Genomic DNA, 16,335 nt, shown 5'->3' on the forward strand with positions numbered 1-16,335 from the left:
GTGCAACGGGTGGTCAGAGGCGAGCGCGGGCTGTCCGTATGCGCGCTCGCGCGCCGTCATGCACGCTTTCTCCTCCAGCGACCCGTCCCGCCCAACGGTGGGCGGGTCGCGTTTCCCTACTTGCCCACGCAGAACGACGCGAACACACGCCCGATCACGTCGTCCGGCGTCACGCGACCCGTCAACTCCCCGATCGCGTCCAACGCTGCCCGCAACGCATCCGCTACCAGTTCCGGCGCGCCGAGAGAGCGCGAATCGTTCGTGACGAGTGTGCCAGCCTCCTCCAGTCCGCGCAGCGTGAGCGCCAGCGCACGCCTGTGACGCGACAGCAGCGATCCCGTCGGCACGCCGACCGAGTCCGCGATCGCCCGGCGAAGCGGCCCCAGATTCCAGCCGTCGAGTGCGCACACCGGCAGCCCGCCGTGTTCGCTCCCCGGAAGGTCCGCCTTCGTGCGCACACGAATGACGGGAACTGCAGCGGGCACGTCTTCGATCGGCGCGTACCGGCCCGTGGGGTCGCAGTGGATGATCGCGTCCGCGGCACGGAGCGCGGCCCGCGCCGCGCGCTGGGCTTCGGCGTCGATCGGCCCGTGTGTCGCCGCATCCAGGCCCGGCAGGTCGAGCAGGTCCACGCCGGGCGCGCCCGGCGCATCCGGAGAGAGGTCCAGCGGCTCGCGCAGCACGTCGCGGGTCGTGCCGGGCACGTCGCTCACAACCGCGCGGCGCCGCCCCAACAGGGCGTTGAAAAGGGTGCTTTTTCCCGCGTTTGGCGGGCCGACGAGCGCGGCCGCGGCCCGGTCCGAGCCGCGCAGGCTCGCGGGCGATTCGCCGTGCAGTTCGCCGCCGATCTCGGCGACGAGCGCGCTCAGCCGGTCGATCAGGTCGGCCGGCGCGATCGGCACCACGTGCTCCTGGTCGGCGAAGTCCACGCCCGCCTCGACGAGCGCGAGGAGCGTTGCGATCTCGTCCGCCCATTCGCGGTAGCGCTCACCCGTGCAGCCGCTGAGCAGCCGCCTGGCCGCGTCGAGGTCTTCGGCCGTGCGTGCGGCGATCGTCGCCGCGACGCCCTCCGCCTGCGCGATCGTGAGCCGACCGTTCATGTACGCCCGTGCCGAGAACTCGCCCGGCTCGGCCAGCCGCACCCCGTCCTGCGCGAGCAACCGCGCGAGCGTCCGTTCGACCAGCGCGGGGTTGCCGGGGAGTTGCACTTCGGCCGCATCCTCGCCCGTGTACGACGCCGGCGCGACGAACCGCAGCACGAGGCACGGGATCATCAGCCGATCCGCGACGCGGAGCGAGCATGCGTGCACCCCCGCGGACAACGGCGGCACCTCCGCGACGACGCCCGAGAGCGCACGCTCCACCCCGGGCCCCGAGAGGCGCACGATCGCCCTCGCCGACCGCCCGTGCGGCGAAGCGACCGCGACGATGACGTCTCCCGTGCGCACGCCCGATCATTGGCCTTGCTCAGCGCCGCTTCTTGTAGCGTCGCGTCGTGTCGTCCGGCCGGTCCCGCCCGGCACGCGGATCGACGCGCCTCGCTCCCGCGGCGCCCTGTCTCGCGGCCTCCTGCTTCGCTCGCTGCTGCTCCGCGATCTCCTGCAGCCTCGCCATGAAGCCCGTCTTCTTGCCGCTCTTCTTCGCCTTGATCTTGTCGAGGTCGAGCAGCCCGTGCTTCTCGCAGTGCGCCCTGATCCACCGGCTCTCGAAGATGCCGAGCGTGGAGTTCGTGATGAAGTAGAGCGAAAGCCCGCTCGGCGCGTTGTACATGAACACGGGGAACATCACCACCGACACGATCCGCATGATCTTCTGCTGCTGCTCCTGCTCCGGCGTCATCGCGGCCGAGGGGGGCGGCGTGAGGTACTTCTGGTGCACATAGAACACCACGCCGAGCAGCAGCGGCAGGATGTTCAACGAACTGATCGCGCCCATCAGCGGGATCGTGAAGAGCGTGCGACCGAAGTAGATCGCCCGGTCCGGCTCCGACAGGTCGCCCAGGAACGACCACTGCGCACCCGTCATCGCCTGAAAGACGCCGAAGAACGCCGGCTCGTGCCGGAGTTCGATCGCGAAGTAGAGCGTCGCGTACAGCGCGATCCAGACCGGGCTTTGCAGGAAGAGCGGCAGGCACCCGAGGAAGCCGGCCGGGCTGACGCCCTCCTCGCGCCACAACCGGGCCATCTCCTGCTGCATGCGCTGCTTGTCGTTGCGGAACTTCTCCTGGATCGCCTTCTGCTTCGGGGCGAGTCCCTGCATCTGCTTGCCGAACCGCTGCATCCTGATCTGCGCGAACCGCGTCACGGGGTGAAGGATCGTGCGCACGACCACCACGAGGAAGATGATCGCCAGGCCCCAGTCGTGCGTCAGGGAGTGCAGCAGCCTCATCAGCGAGAGGAGCGGCTCCGTCAGCCAGGCGAAGGTGCACGCCGCGCACATCCCGCCGAAGTTGAACACCACGATCCGGTCGATCCCCAGCGCGGCTGCCATCGGGTGGGCACGGATGATCGGCCGGCTCAGCGGCCCCGCATACAGCCCGAGGTCCACCGCCGCAGCGCCCCCCGCCGGCACGACCTGCTCGCGCAGCGCGAGCGACAGCACCATCGCGGGGTCCGTGCCGCCCGTGTTGAGCACCACGCGGTCGATGCGCTCCACAGCATCGAAGGTCTTGCGCGGCATCGCGGCGGAGAGGTCGATGACCGGATGCATGACGACGCCGAAGTACCGGTTCGTCATCCCTGTCCAGACGAGCTCGTAGGACTTCTCGGCCGCGCGGTCGTTCGGCCACAGGGGAGAGGGCAGCGTCTCCGGGTACAGACCGGTCTGCTTGTCGCGCGTCCCGAGCGCCTTCGCACGGGGCCAGAGGAAGTCGCTCGCGGCGACAAACTGCCGGGCCGGATCGACCGCGGGTGCGGCCAGGTACCCGAACCGCACGCGCCGCTTGTCACCGCCGTAGCCGAGGTGGTCTTCCGGCAGGTCGCCCGGACCAAACACCCGCAGCCGCACGCGCATGGCCCTTTCGGTCAGGTTCTCGACCCGTTGGCTCAGCAGCACGTCGTTCGCGTTCTCGGCCAGCGTATAGCGCCGCTCGACGCGCAGGACGCGCCGCCCCTCGGCATCCACCACGAACGCCTCGAAGCGGCCAGGCTCTCCTTCCGACACCTGCCGCCACAGCGGACGCACCGCGTCCGCCAGCGGCACGAGCACGCCGTCCACTTCCACCGCAAGCGCGGCCATGGGCGCGATCGCGGCGGTCCGCGTCACCGCGTTCCCCTGCGCATCCACGCCTGCCCACGTCACGCGCCGCTCCGCCTGCAACTCGACGAAGTGCTCGTCCGCGACAGGCTCGCGCTTGCGCGCCGCCCGATCCGTCTTGATCGAATCCAACTGGTCCGCGAGGCGAAGCGACCGCACGCCCGCCCCGAGCGTCGTGAACTCAAGCCGCATCTCGTAGGGCGAGTCGTAGCCAAGCCCGCCCAAGGGGGCGAATGACGACGCCAGCGGATCGCCTTCGAACGACTCGGCACGAAGCCCAGTCGGCGCCACGACCGTCTCGGCCTGCGGAGGAGCGGGTGGCGAGGCCACATCGGTCGGCGCCGGCGTGTCCGTCGCCACAGGTGGGGCCTGCTCGCGCACCGCCTCCTGAGCCGCCTGCTGCTCGACCTGCGCCTGCGCGGCCTGCCTCGCCGCTCGCTGGTTCGCCGTGTTCCGCGCCACCGCGATCATCACACCGATGCCGGCGACCATCACGACCAGCGGCACCATGATCCTGAGCGGTTTGTTGCGGGGCGGCGGCATGGCTGAACGCGCGGAGCCTCCTCAGCGTCGGCAGGGGGCAACGATAGCCGGTCGTTCCGATCCCGGCGGGCCGGATTCCGCCCGCCCTTCACCGGCCTTCGTAGAGCCGGTCCCCCAGCCAGTCGTGCAGCGACGGGATCGCCTTGATCTTCTTCGCCGTCACGTCCACGTTGTACTCGACACGAACGAACTGCGCCCGGTCGGGGTGCAGCACCACGTAACTCGCGCGCGGGTCGTGGTCGCGCGGCTGACCCACCGACCCGACGTTGATGATCGCCTTCTCCTCCTCCGCGAAGGTGTACGTCATCTCACCCAGTTCCGCGGGCGGGTAGAAGTCCGGCTCGTTCGTGAACACTCCCGGCACGTGCGTGTGCCCGACCAGGCACAACCGGTCCACGCGCTCGAACACGGCCTCCAGCTTGTCCGGGCTGGCGATCGCGTCGTCCGGAAAGATGTACTCGTTGATCGGGCGGCGTGGCGAGCCGTGCACCGCCAGGATCGGCGTGCTCCCGTCCGGCGGCGTCTCCACCACGCGCACCCGCAGCCGCCCCAGAAACTCATAGCGTTCAGCCCGTAACGCCGGGTCCGGCTCGCTGTCGAACTGCTCTCGCGTCCAGTACGCCGCCTGCTCCGCGCCCGGGTTGAAGTTCGTGGGCTCGTAGAGCACGCCGAAGTCGTGGTTGCCCATGAGCGACCACACGCAACGCCGGCGGACCATGTCCACGCATTCGAGCGGGTCCGGCCCGTAGCCCACGATGTCCCCCAGGCAGATGATGCGCTCGATGCCGCGCGAGTCGATGTCCGCCAGCACCGCCCGCAGGGCTTCGGCGTTGGCGTGGATGTCGCTGATGACGGCGGTAAGCACGGCTGGCTTTCTCGGCGCCCGCTCTCGGGGGTGTGCCCCGGGGCCTCCGGGGGCAGGCGGGCATCGTAGGGAACCCCCACCGGATCGGCAATCGGCCCAAAGCCGCGGGGCGTTCGGGCCGATCGTGGATGGGGGCAGACCTGGCCGCACGGGGCGCGGTGGCGATGCGCACCGACGGCCCTAGCATGCCCCCACGAATGCCGCACGCGCGGCCACACGACCACACGCGGGGAGGAAGCACCGATGCCGGCCGCAGGGATCACCTACCAGCGCACGCGAGAGATGACCATCGAGGAACTCCTCCTCGAGAACCGCATCGTCTTCCTCGCCAGCGACATCAACCATGTCTCCGCCTCGCGCGTGATGATGCAGATGCACTACCTCGAACACCAGAAACGCGGGCAGGAGATCAACTTCTACATCAAAAGCCCGGGCGGCAGCGTCGACGACACCCTCGCCATCTATGACACCATGCGCCTCATCTCCTCGCCGGTCGCCACGTACTGCATCGGCTACGCCTACTCTGGCGCGGCCCTGCTCGTCACCGCGGGCGTCAAGGGACGGCGCTTCATCCTGCCCCACGCCAAGATCATGATCCACCAGCCCTACGGCGGCGTGACCGGGCAGGCCGAGGACATCCGCATCCAGGCCGAGCAGATCATCAAGGCCAAGCGGCAACTCAACGAAATCTTCTCCCGCCACACCGGGCAGGACGTCGAGCAGATCCGCCGCGACGCCGAACGCGACAAGTTCTTCTCAGCAGAGGAAGCGGTCGCCTACGGCCTGGTGGACGAGGTCCTCAAGGAACCGCCCAAGGAAGCCAACGTCGCCCGCTGACCCGGCCCCGCAACTCCGTACGACCCATCCAACGCACCGAGAGCAGGACACGCCACATGTCGAGTTACCTGGTCCCCATCGTCATCGAGAAGACCTCACGCGGCGAACGGTCGTACGACATCTACTCACGCCTGCTGAAGGACCGCATCATCTTCCTCGGCGGCCCGATCATGGACGAGATGGCGAACCTCGTCGTCGCTCAGCTGCTCTTCCTCGCCAACGAAGACCCCAAGAGCGACATTCATCTTTACGTGAACTCGCCGGGCGGCAGCGTCACCGCCGGACTCGGCATTCTCGACACCATGAACTTCATCGCCCCCGACGTCTGCACCTACATCATCGGGCAGGCCGCCAGCATGGGCTCCGTGCTCGCCTGCTCCGGCGCGAAGGGAAAGCGCTACGCCCTGCCCAACGCACGCAACCTGCTGCACCAGCCGCTCCTTTCGGGCGTCATGGAGGGCCAGGCGACCGACATCGAGATCGAAGCCCGAGAGATGCTCCGCCTGCGAGACCGCATCTACGAGGTCTACGTGCAGGCCACCGGACAGCCGCGACCGCGCATCGAGGAAGACCTCGACCGCAACAAGTGGCTCGACGAGAAGGAAATGCTTGCCTACGGCCTCATCGACGCCGTGCTGGAATCCATGCCCCAGCACCGGCGCGAACATCACGACGACGAGTAACGCACCCGCAACCGCTCCCGCGTGCGATCGCATCGCCCGCACTCGAACACGACCGCGATGTTCGACGTGAATCCCGGGATTCGCTCCGCTCGTCCCGGGCGTGATCGCTGCAAGAAGAATCTTCTCCTCGTCAGGGCAGCGCGAATCGTGCGCACATTGCCCGCACGTCCTCGCGCACCTTCGCGCACACGCTCGCCTCGCCCGCCGCGCCGAGCACTCCGTCGATGAACTCCGCGACCGTCGCCATGTCGTTCTCGCGCAGGCCGCGCGTGGTGATGGCGGGCGTGCCGAGGCGCAGCCCGCTGGTCACGCGGGGCGGGCGCGGGTCTTGCGGGATGCCGTTCTTGTTCGTGATGATGCCCGCCGATTCGAGCCATTTTTCCGCGTCCGCGCCGGTAAGGTTCTGGTCTCGCGTGCGCAGGTCCACGAGCATCAGGTGGTTGTCCGTGCCGCCGCTGGTGATGCGGTAGCCGCGTTCGCGGAGCGCGCCCGCGAGCGCCTTGGCGTTGCGTACCACGCGCCCCTGGTACGCCTTGAACTCCGGTCGTAGCGCCTCGCCGAATGCCACCGCCTTCGCGAACACCACGTGCATCAGCGGCCCGCCCTGCATTCCCGGGAAGACGGCCCGGTCGATCTTCCTGGCGATCTCCTCGTCGTTCGTCAGGATCAGCCCGCCGCGCGGCCCGCGCAGCGTCTTGTGCGTCGTCGTCGTCACCACGTGGCAGTGTGGGAAGGGGGAGGGGTGCTCGCCGCTCGCCACCAGCCCCGCGATGTGCGCCACGTCCGCCATGAGCATCGCCCCGCACCTGTCCGCGATCTCTCGGAACCGCGCGAAGTCGATCACGCGCGGATACGCCGAATACCCGCACATGAGCAGCTTGGGCCGGTGCTCCATGCACAGGGTCTCGGCCGCGTCGTAGTCGATCTGCTCGAAGCGCGGGTGGGCCGGGTCGTAGTGCAGCGGGTAGAAGACCGGGTTGAACCACTTGCCGCTCAGGTTCACCTTCAGCCCGTGCGAGAGATGCCCCCCGTCCGCCAGCACCAGCGAGGCGAACGTGTCCCCCGGCTGGAGCAGCGCGAGGAAGACGGCTGCGTTTGCCTGCGCCCCCGAGTGCGGCTGCACATTCGCGAACCGGCATCCGAAGAGCTGCTTCGCCCGCTCGCGCGCGAGCTCCTCAGCCTGGTCGTGGTAGACGCACCCGCCGTAGTACCGCGCCCCCGGGTAGCCCTCGGCGTACTTGTTCGTGAAGCACGTCCCCATCGCGTGCATCACGGCGGGCGAGACGTGGTTCTCGCTGGCGATCAGTTCGAGCGTCGTCGCCTGGCGCTCCTGCTCACGCGCGAGGATTGCGGCCGCCTCCGGGTCACGCTCGCGCAGCAGCCCGAGCACACTGTCGGCAATGGAGTCGTGGGACATGTGTGGATGATACGGACGGCATTCACCGTGAGAGCCGGCTCATCCCACGTCCCCTGCCAGCGCCAGCGGACGCACCATGCCCGCCGCCTCCTCGGCACGCGGCGGGTCCGCCAGGTCGATCGGCAGATAGACGCCCCTCGCATGGTCGCTGTTCAGCACCACCACACACGGCGGCACGATCAGAACCCCGTTGTCCGCCTTCTCGTGCCCCAGCACGAACAGCCCCACCCCCCACCGCTCGACCAGGTCCTCCAACTGCTCGGCGTCGTACCCGCGACCCCACACCATCACGTGCGCAGAGCCACGCCGCGGCTGGAAATCGTCGTCCGTCAGGTCTCGGTCGAGGATCGTCGCGTCGAACCGCGCCATGCCCTCCGGCCCGGGCAGGCTGTGGGCGCAGAGCACGTCTCCGCGAGGGCCGCAGCAGCGCAACGCGATCGGCATCGACCGGATGAACCGCTCGACCGCCCGCGCCACTCGCTCCCACTCGCCGCCGAAGACGTACTCGAGGCCGTCGTTGAAAGCGTCCACGCACCGCACGCCGTCCTTGACGATCCCCGCCCCGATGATCTGGCTCAACTCGTGGTTGGCGAGCAGGGCGTGCACACGCTCCGGGAACTCTGCCTTCAACTGCGCCACCCGGGCCAGCGCGCGGTAACTGAAGTCCAGCCCGTTCACAAGCCGGTCTGCGTGGATGACCTCGTGCAGCGTCAGGTGCGGCCCCGGCTCGCCCGCGGAAGCCGCGTGGTCCATCCTTGCCGCCTCGACCAGCCGCTCCAGATGGAATGGGTTGTCGTGCAGATCACCCGTGGCGACCAGCGTGCCTGGGGCTTCGATCACGTCGATCGACCTGCGGCGGCAACGGGCGTCGCGGTTGGATTCCGCGCCCCGCTCGAAGAGGCGGCAGACCGCGTCCGGGTCCTGGAGGTCGGGAGCGCGGAGGATCGCTAGTCCTCCTCGTCGTCGATCGCCTGCGCGGCCATCGCGGTCGCCGCGTGCAGGATGCCCCGGACCAGGTTCAGCCGGTCCTGGACCTCCTTCATCGACTCCGGGCGCTTCTCGGGGTCGATCTCGACGCACTGCATGATCAGGTCGTTCAGTTTCGGGTGGATGCGCGGGTTCAGTTCGATCGCGGGCTTCGGCTTCGCCACCAGGTTGTCATCCAGTGAACCGACGAGTGAGTCCCCCTTGGCCAGAGCGGTCGGGATGTGCTGCCTCGTCAGCACCCAGTACATCGTCGCGCCGAGGTTGTAGATGTCCGTCTTGGGCGTGATCGCGCGCCGATGCACCTGCTCCGGGGCGATGTAGTCGGGCGTGCCCTGGATCCGCGGCTTGATCGTCCCCGACGAGCAGGACTGCCCGAGGTCGATGATCTTCACCACGCCGCCCTCGGACACCACGATGTTGTTTGGCTTCATGTCCGCGTGGACGAACCCGCGCCCGTGCATGTGGGCCATCGCCGCCGCGGCCTGCTCGAAGATGGCGCACGCCTCCTCGAAGGTGTGGGGCGGGTGGCGGTCGAGGCTCACCCCGTCCACGAACTCCATGACGAGGTACAACTCCTTGACCGCAAGGAACGACCCCTTCTTGATCAGCCGTTCGATCTTGCGGATGCCGGGGTGGTCCAGCTGGCGGGCGACCTTGTACTCCATCTCGGCCTGGTCGAGGAACCGTTGGTCCTTGTCCGTCTGCTTCTCAACGTGCTTGAGCGCGACGATCTGCTTGGTCTTGGGGTCCTGGACGAGGTAGATGACGGACGCAGCCCCGCGTCCGATCTCGGACAGCACGCGGTAGCCCTCGACGACGTCGCCCTTCTTCTTCACCGGCACAGATGAGGTGTCCTCTGCCATCGTCGAACCCCCGCGACGAACGGGGGCCGCTCCTCCGAAACCCCGCCGGACGACAGACCGGCGGTATGCCTAGTGCCCGGACGCCGCCCCGAAGACGACCCGGATCGGCCCGTGGGGCAGAGGGCGGCGTATTCGCGGCCGCCGCTCGCGGGCGACCGGACCCGATCTTAGCAGCAACCCCGCCCCCCGTGCGGCTGAGTGTTCGCTGGTCGGAGATACGAGAGCAATCCCGTGTCAGCGACGGGCGTCTACCTGCTCGCGGAAGGCCGCTGCGGGGAAGAGACGACCCGGCCCGCCCGAGGGCGAAACATCCGACGCGAAGACGATCCGCTCCGGCGGGATGCCCAGGTCCCGGGCCAGCACGCTGACGAGTTCGACCAGCCGCGACATCTGGGCGTCGGAAAAGGATCGCCTGTCGCCGTTGCCGACGAGGCAGATGCCGATGGCGTGCTGGTTGTACCAGTCGGCGTTCGGGCCGCCGGTGTGTGCGCCGGGCTGTTGTTCGAGCCAGCGGTAGCCGACGTGGATCTCGCCGTCGGAGAGGCCGTTGCCGTTGCCGATGACGAAGTGGTACCCGAGGCCGCGGAGATTCCGGGCCTTGTGCTCCTGGTCGATCGAAGCCGCGGTGCCGAAGGGCGAGCCGGATTGCTCGATGACGATGGCCTGCCAGCGTGCCCTGTCCAGCGGCTGCCGGGGCGCGAGGATGACCTCCATCGAGGCGGGGCCGGTCGCGGCAGCGAGGGCGGGGAGCGTCATGCCATCAAACCGCGGAGCCGGGCCGCCGTCCAGCGCGAGCAGCGCACCGCTGACGCCGGTCATCGCGGCGAGCAGCGACAGCCACACCGTCTTCGAGCGGCGGCTCATGCGGGTCGTGCTGCGTTCGGCCTTCATGCCCCTCGGCTCCACGTCACCGATGCATCATCGGCAAAGACTACCAAACGATCGGGCCTGCGGCGTGTGTTTCGTTGGAAATCGCGCGTTATCGACGCGAGTTTTTGACGGTCGCGAGGAACGGAGATCGCCCGCTCACTCAGCCGCAAGCAATCGCCCGCGCAGGTTGGGGATGCGCCGACCGAACTCGTCCTCTAGGTATTGCGGTGGGTACTGTCCGCGCACCAAGTCGTAGCGGCTGTACTGGCTCCGGGGGTCGCGAGCGTTGATCGGAGACTGGTGGCACGCCGAAAGCCAGAGGGCCGAAAGACCGAAAAAAAACGTCCAAACCACGAGCGGCCGCCGCGAACCGGCCGCGCCGAGTCTGCGCCGCGAGACGAGATGGTCGTGTGTGCCCGTCGCCATAACGAACGCCGGCAGTCTACCACCCAGAAGTCCGGGTGGCGGCTGCCGGCTGTCCGTTCGGAGAGAAACAGCAGGGAGGAGTCAGGAAGAGCGCTGCGGCTCTCCCCGGAGTACGAGCGATGACACCTCGGCGTTCGCGTCCTCAGACTGGTTTCTGAAACCGGGGGACCGACGGATCAACCAGCCGTCCATCCGGGCCGAGAATCAACTCTCCGTTCCCGATCATTTGCCGAACGGCTTCGTATATCGCCACCGACGCCGCGTTCGCGAGATTCAGCGATCGCTCACCCGCCAGCATCGGGATTGACAACAAGCGTTCGACGCGCGGCGCAAGGATCGACTCGGGCAGCCCGGTGCTCTCGCGGCCAAAGACCAGGTGGTCGCCGTGGTGGAAATCCGCGTCGAACAGCGTGCGCGCGGCCTTTGCCGAAAACAGCCACATCCGGCGCGGTCCCTCACGCTCCAGATAGGCCTCCCACGACCCGTGCTCGCGCAGCATGAGTCGGGGCCAGTAGTCCAGACCCGCCCGCCGACACGCGTGCTCCGTGGTCTCGAACCCGATCGGATGGATCAGGTGCAACGCTGCCCCGAGCGCCACGCAGGTCCGCCCGATCGTCCCCGTGTTGTTCGGAATCTCCGGTTGATGCAGGACGACATGCAGGATGGGCGAGCAAGGGCCTGATGCTTGCGTTGCAGAGTCACGCCCCTGCTGCATCCCCTGTCCTTCCCCCTTCGGCCTCACCCGCCCTTGGACCGGATGTACTCCGCCTCCGCCCGGCGACGGGCCGCGATGCCTGGGTCGTCGCGGATCACGCGGTCGAGCGCGGAACGGAAGGCCGGGCTGACCGGGTTGCCCCAGTACCGCACCAGCCCGTCCGAACTCGCGAGGACGGCGTAGGGAACCGGCACCGTCGTCGTGCCATACCCCTGCCGATTGGGAACAGAGGCAACGCTCACCCCGGCAATGTCCAGCAGGAGGGCGTGGTCAAGTTGCCGGGCATTGCGGAACTGCGTCATGCGGGCCGAGAGCACGGCGGGGTCGTTGCGGTTGTCCTGCTGTTGCTGCCACCCCTGATTCTGACCTTGGAGGGGCACCAGCGCGCCGACGACCACCAGATCCCGCCCGAGTTGCCGCTGCAGCCGGTCCATCTCGTTCATGATCGAGTAACTGTCACGCTCGTTCGGATGCCAGAAGTACACCACAACCGCCCGCCCTGCCGTCGCCGGCGGCGCGGGGTGGTAGCCCTCCTTCGGCAGCACGAGCAGCGGGGGCTCCTGGGGCTGCTGCTGCCCACGGTTCTGATCGTCCTTTGGTGGAGTCGGCCAGGTCGTCGCCTCGTACGCCGCCTTCGACGGCGGCATGAACGGCACCTCCGGCAATGTCCGCAGATCGATCTGCGATCGGATCGCTTCGGTCCGGCGTGCCTCTGCGTCGCGCCGCTGCACCTCGTCGGCCAACCGGCCACGAATCCCGGCCGCCTCTTCCACGGTCTCGCCGAGCGTCGCCCGGATCGCAGTCTCAACCGATTCCGTCACGATATCGGCGTACCGCAGCTGCCCGGCGCGGTCGATGACGTAGAAGTCCGGATCCTGGTCCACCAGCAGCGCCTCGCGGAACTTGTTCTCCGCGTCATGCGCCAGGAGGAACTTGATCCCCGCCCGCTCCGCCGCCTTCAGCCCTTCTTCCCACCCCGTACCGTGATGCACGCCGACGACGATCAGACCCTCCGATTCGTAGTTGTCGTGCAGGCGTTTCGCCATCGGCAGCGCGCGCGCCGCGACCGGGTTCCACCCCGCCCACGTCATGATCACGACGACCTTGCCGTTCGTCCCCTCGCTCGTCAGCGCGTCGCCGTTCGTCCACGACGACAGGAGTTTCCAGTTCGCCCCGTCGAACGGCACCAACTCCATCTTCGTCAGGCGTGCGAGCCGCTCTCCGGTGCTCTCGCGGATCACGCCGTCCTGTCCCAGGGCGGGAAAGGCCAGCACGGCGGCAGCCAGCAGCAGGCTCGGGATTCTCATGGTACGAGGCTCCTTCCAAGGGAGAACGGACAGGCGGAACGCCGAGACAGGATAGGGACGGACCACAACATCAGCCCCCACCCATACAGACGCACGATCACGCCCGAGGGTTCCCCCTTCCTCTACCGGGAAGCCACACCAAGCGATGCAGCGCGATCGCCGCGGCGACCGCGGCATTCAGCGAATCCACCGCGGGCGAGATCGGGATGCGAACACGCAGGTCCGCGGCTGCCATTGCCGCCTCGCTCAGCCCCGGGCCCTCCGCCCCCACGAGCAACGCGGGCTTGAAGCGCGGATCTGCGGCCGCTCCCGCCGCCACGTCGTCGATAGGGGCGGCGTCCGCGCTCGGCGTCAGCGCGAGCAGGGTGAACCCGCCCGCCCGCACCGATCCGAGCGCTTCGGGCCAAGGCTCCGCACGCGCAAACGGCGTCAGCAACGCACACCCCATCGACACCCGAAGGCACTTGCGGTACAGCGGATCGCAGCACCGCGGCCCGAGAAGCACCCCCGCCCGATCCGGCCCCACCAGAGCGGCTGCGCTGCGGAAGATCGACCCTAGGTTGTCGTGGTTGGACAACTCCTCCGCGACGACGATCGCGGACGCCTTCCGCACGATCGACGCCGCATCCAACGAGACCCCGACGCGACCGCAGGCGAGCACGCCCCGGTGCAGGTCAAACCCCACGATCGCCTCGACCACCACCCTCGACCCGACATACACCGGCACGCCGACGGGCAGCACGCGCAGCACGTCGGCCACCGCGCCGACACGGTTCTCCGCCAGGAGCACCGAGACCGTCTCGAAGCGCGATCGCAGCAGCGCACGAACAACCAGTTCCCCCTCGGCCATGAACAGGCCGCCGGCAAGCCCTGTGCCCCCCTCCGCCCGTGCCCGCAGCCACTGGTCCTTCTGGTTGCGATAGACCGCGACGCGAGGATCGTCGGCATCGACGATGCGTTGCAGCCGGGCGCGCAATACCGTCGGAATCTCCACGACAGAGGCTAACCCGCCCGACCGATAGAGAGAGGACACCGGAGCCGTGCTCGGACCGGCAGGCCGTAGACTCCCGCCCGAAGGCAGCCTCGCCGAACAAGGACGATTCACGTGGAATGGTGGCAAGCAGTCGTGCTCGGGCTGGTCGAAGGCATCACCGAGTACCTGCCCATCAGTTCGACAGGCCACCTGATCCTCGCCTCCGGCCTCATGGGACTCGACGAGCCGCCCGAGACCAAGGCCGCGCTCGATGCCTTCAACATCGTCATCCAAGGCGGCGCCATCCTCGCCGTCCTCGGCCTCTACTGGCCCAGCGTTCGCCGCATGATCGTCGGCGGCCTCGGCCTCGTTCGCATCGGCCGCGGCGACGACGCCGGCCTTCGCCTCGGCATCAACGTCGCCATCGCCTTCCTCCCCGCGGCCGTCCTTGGCGTCCTTCTCGACGACTGGATCGAATCGCACCTCTTCCGCACAGGCCCAGTGCTGGCCGCGCTCGCATTGGGCGGCGTCTTCATGATCGCCCTCGACCGCTGGCGGCTGCGGGCGGCACGCGCGGCCGAGACCGGCGCAGCGACCGACGGCGAACGCCTCGCCCGCACGGGCCGCGGACTGGAGCAACTCACGCCCCGGGGCGCGCTCTTCATCGGCCTCATGCAGTGCGTCGCCATGTGGCCCGGCACCAGCCGCTCCATGATGACCATCGCGGGAGGCGTGCTCGTCGGCCTCAAGCCCCGCGCCGCCGCCGAGTTCTCCTTCATCCTCGGCCTGCCCACACTCGGCGGCGCATGCCTCTACAAACTCGCCAAGAACCTGCTCGAGGCCCGCGAGACCGGCGGACCGACGCTCTTCGACACGATCGGCGTCGCACCGTGCATCGTCGGCATCGTCGTCGCCACCGCCTCCGCCGTCGTCGCCATCCGCTGGCTCGTCGGCTTCCTCAACCGCCACGGCCTCTCGCCGTTCGGCTGGTACCGCCTTGCCCTGTGCGCCGTTCTCGGCGCAGCCATCGCCGCCGGTCTTGTGAAGATCGGGAACAAATCAGCAGGACAGCAGAGCGGCAGAGCAGCAGATTCTGAGATTCATAGCATCCTCGAACCTCCCACCGCCGCCGGCCCACCCTTCGCTGCTGCGCCGACTTGCTGATCCGCTGATTTGCTGATTTGCGGTTCTGCTGCTTCGCTGGGCTTCCCCATGGACACTTCCTTTCCCAAAGACCGCATTCGCGTCGTGCTCTTCGAGGGCGTGCACGAAGCGGCCGTCGAGGCGCTCGTGCGCGAGGGCTTCCGCGTCGAGACAGAACGCGGCTCGCCGGACACCGCACGCCTGCGCACGCTCGTCGAGTCGGCCCACGTCATCGGGCTGCGCTCCAAGACCAGGCTGGACGCCGGCGTCATCAGCGCCGCGCGCAGGCTTCTCGCCGTCGGCTGCTTCTGCATCGGCACCGACCAGGTGGACCTCCGTGCCGCTCGCTCACGCGGCGTGCCGGTCTTCAACTCGCCCTTCTCCAACACGCGCTCCGTCGCCGAACTCACCGTGGCGGAAGTGGTCATGCTCTGCCGGCGGACCTTCGAGAAGAACGCCCGGATGCACGCCGGCGCATGGGACAAGAGCGCGGCCGGCTCGCACGAGGTCCGCGGGCGCACGCTCGGCATCGTCGGCTACGGGCACATCGGCTCGCAGGTCTCCGTCCTCGCCGAAGCGATGGGCATGCGCGTTCTCTTCTTTGACACCGCGCCGCGCCTCGCCCTCGGCAACGCCGAGCGCGCCGGCTCCCTCGGCGAACTTCTCGAACGCAGCGACGTCGTCACGCTCCACGTCCCCGCGACGCCGCAGACAGCCGGCATGATCGGACGCGACGCCATCGCCCGGATGCGCCCCGGTGCGATGCTCATCAACAATGCCCGAGGCTCGCTCGTGGAACTTGCCGCTTTGCGTGAGGCGATCGAGACGGGTCGCATCGGAGGGGCCGCGCTGGACGTCTTTCCCGAAGAGCCGGCCGCCGCGGGCGATGCCTTCCGATGCGAACTCGCCGGGCTGCCCAACGTCATCCTCACGCCGCACGTCGGCGGCAGCACCGCGGAGGCCCAGGAGGCAATCGGCCGCGACGTGGCCGCCAAGCTCATCGCGTTCGTCAATGCAGGCTCGACCGCCGGCGCGGTCAACCTGCCGCAGGTGGACCTGCCGCCGCAGCCGCATCGGGCGGGCGAATCCGCCGAGGCGACGCACCGTGTGCTGCACCTGCACCGCAACGTGCCCGGCGTGCTCTCGAAGATCAACGCCCTGCTCGCCGCCCGCGGCATCAACGTCCGCTCGCAGCGCCTCGAGACCGACGCCGATCTCGGCTACGTGGTGCTCGACGTCGATCCGACCGAATCCGCCGCCGCGCTCGAAGAACTCGAATCCATCCCCGAGACGGTGCGGACGCGGGTGCTATGGTGAGGGATGTTGATGCGGGCGACGCGGTGCTCGACCGTGGCATCGACACACGCCCGGCTCGCGGGAAGCCGCGCCGCGTTCTCAGGGACTCTCCCGCAGCTCGAATGAGACACGATAGTAGAGCCTATCCCGGAACC

15 protein-coding genes are annotated in these 16,335 nt (G+C 68.6%); 4 read left to right on the forward strand and 11 right to left on the reverse strand.

The features are described from left to right. Positions 1–116 precede the first annotated feature (116 nt). From FBT69_05650 to FBT69_05660, 3 genes are all read right to left on the reverse strand, one after another. On the reverse strand, positions 117–1,448 hold the full coding sequence (locus FBT69_05650; GenBank protein MDL1904287.1) for a hypothetical protein: 1,332 nt from the start codon (positions 1,446–1,448) through the stop codon (positions 117–119). A gap of 19 nt (positions 1,449–1,467) precedes the next feature. Continuing rightward, positions 1,468–3,798, reverse strand: a complete 2,331-nt coding sequence (gene yidC, locus FBT69_05655) for a membrane protein insertase YidC (GenBank protein ID MDL1904288.1) — start codon at positions 3,796–3,798, stop codon at positions 1,468–1,470. An 88-nt stretch (positions 3,799–3,886) separates the two neighbouring features. Then, a complete protein-coding gene (locus FBT69_05660) occupies positions 3,887–4,663 on the reverse strand; it encodes a metallophosphoesterase (GenBank protein ID MDL1904289.1) in 777 nt (258 codons plus the stop codon). 243 nt (positions 4,664–4,906) lie between these two features. Between FBT69_05660 and FBT69_05665 the strand changes: the two genes are divergently transcribed. Further along, complete coding sequence (locus tag FBT69_05665) at positions 4,907–5,500, forward strand: ATP-dependent Clp protease proteolytic subunit (GenBank protein ID MDL1904290.1); 594 nt, start codon at positions 4,907–4,909, stop codon at positions 5,498–5,500. 56 nt (positions 5,501–5,556) lie between these two features. Further along, positions 5,557–6,183, forward strand: a complete 627-nt coding sequence (locus tag FBT69_05670) for an ATP-dependent Clp protease proteolytic subunit (protein MDL1904291.1) — start codon at positions 5,557–5,559, stop codon at positions 6,181–6,183. A gap of 130 nt (positions 6,184–6,313) precedes the next feature. Here the strand turns inward: FBT69_05670 and FBT69_05675 are convergent, their stop codons facing one another. From FBT69_05675 to FBT69_05710, 8 genes are all read right to left on the reverse strand, one after another. Beyond that, positions 6,314–7,600: a serine hydroxymethyltransferase gene (locus FBT69_05675; GenBank protein ID MDL1904292.1), complete on the reverse strand. Its 1,287-nt coding sequence runs from the start codon at positions 7,598–7,600 to the stop codon at positions 6,314–6,316. Positions 7,601–7,639: 39 nt separating this feature from the next. Beyond that, positions 7,640–8,440, reverse strand: coding sequence for a hypothetical protein (locus FBT69_05680; protein ID MDL1904293.1), 801 nt, complete (start codon positions 8,438–8,440; stop codon positions 7,640–7,642). A 107-nt stretch (positions 8,441–8,547) separates the two neighbouring features. Continuing rightward, on the reverse strand, positions 8,548–9,450 hold the full coding sequence (locus tag FBT69_05685; protein MDL1904294.1) for a serine/threonine protein kinase: 903 nt from the start codon (positions 9,448–9,450) through the stop codon (positions 8,548–8,550). Positions 9,451–9,684: 234 nt separating this feature from the next. Then, positions 9,685–10,341 (reverse strand): N-acetylmuramoyl-L-alanine amidase, encoded by a 657-nt coding sequence (locus FBT69_05690; GenBank protein MDL1904295.1) that lies wholly within the window; start codon positions 10,339–10,341, stop codon positions 9,685–9,687. Between the two features lie 135 nt (positions 10,342–10,476). Continuing rightward, positions 10,477–10,746 carry a hypothetical protein gene (locus tag FBT69_05695; GenBank protein ID MDL1904296.1) on the reverse strand — a complete coding sequence of 90 codons (270 nt, stop codon included), beginning with the start codon at positions 10,744–10,746 and terminating at the stop codon, positions 10,477–10,479. A 142-nt stretch (positions 10,747–10,888) separates the two neighbouring features. Beyond that, positions 10,889–11,461, reverse strand: coding sequence for a tRNA (cytidine(34)-2'-O)-methyltransferase (locus FBT69_05700; protein ID MDL1904297.1), 573 nt, complete (start codon positions 11,459–11,461; stop codon positions 10,889–10,891). 23 nt (positions 11,462–11,484) lie between these two features. After that, a complete protein-coding gene (locus FBT69_05705) occupies positions 11,485–12,945 on the reverse strand; it encodes a TlpA family protein disulfide reductase (protein ID MDL1904298.1) in 1,461 nt (486 codons plus the stop codon). Then, a complete protein-coding gene (locus FBT69_05710) occupies positions 12,866–13,762 on the reverse strand; it encodes an RNA methyltransferase (GenBank protein MDL1904299.1) in 897 nt (298 codons plus the stop codon). The genes FBT69_05705 and FBT69_05710 overlap by 80 nt, the downstream gene beginning before the upstream one ends. A 111-nt stretch (positions 13,763–13,873) precedes the next feature. Between FBT69_05710 and FBT69_05715 the strand changes: the two genes are divergently transcribed. Next, the gene (locus FBT69_05715) at positions 13,874–14,905 is read left to right on the forward strand and encodes an undecaprenyl-diphosphate phosphatase (GenBank protein MDL1904300.1); all 1,032 of its coding nucleotides are present in this window, start codon (positions 13,874–13,876) and stop codon (positions 14,903–14,905) included. Positions 14,906–14,953: 48 nt separating this feature from the next. Then, positions 14,954–16,201, forward strand: a complete 1,248-nt coding sequence (serA, locus tag FBT69_05720) for a phosphoglycerate dehydrogenase (GenBank protein MDL1904301.1) — start codon at positions 14,954–14,956, stop codon at positions 16,199–16,201. Positions 16,202–16,335: the final 134 nt, after the last annotated feature.

Source organism: Synechococcales cyanobacterium CNB, assembly GCA_030263455.1.
Taxonomy (GTDB): domain Bacteria; phylum Planctomycetota; class Phycisphaerae; order Phycisphaerales; family UBA1924; genus CAADGN01.